1 protein-coding gene is annotated in these 495 nt (G+C 29.7%); it reads right to left on the reverse strand.

Translation table 11 applies throughout. From position 1 onward, the window contains the following. Window positions 1–240: 240 nt before the first annotated feature. Window positions 241–495, reverse strand: a 255-nt coding sequence (locus tag EII23_RS13260; protein WP_260424720.1) for a hypothetical protein, incomplete at its 5' end; no start/stop codon positions are given.

Raw genomic sequence — 495 nt, forward strand, 5'->3', positions numbered from 1 at the left:
CTTTTATTCCATTCACAACTCTTTTTCCCATGTAATCCACCTTTTTATTTTTCTCTAGCCTAACTATTGCTTTATTCCAATTGCTTTATTGACGTTGAGCCTCGGAACCCTTAACAATCCCAAAACTTGTCGAATAATCGGTTTAATAGCTCACGCTATGCCGACATTCGTCTACAAGTTTAGTTAAAGGTTCTTCTCAACCTCAATAAATTTTCTCGACATAAATACATATTCTACTTTTTATTTCGTGTTTTTTATCGATTTTAAAATAAAAGAAGTTATAGCACACACTAAAATAATACAAATTAAAACAACACCTAAAACGAAATCATTTCCAGTCCATTCAACACCTATCTTCGAAGTACCATTACTTTTAAAATCAGCATAGAAATTAATAGCAATTAATATTAAAAAAGTGATACTAGAAAGGATACCTAAAACATCAAAAGTTAATTTCGCATAAGGATATTTAATACTCTTAGTTATCATCACAAA

It is taken from the genome of Desulfovibrio sp. OH1186_COT-070 (assembly GCF_003860215.1).
Taxonomy (GTDB): Bacteria; Desulfobacterota; Desulfovibrionia; order Desulfovibrionales; family Desulfovibrionaceae; genus Desulfovibrio.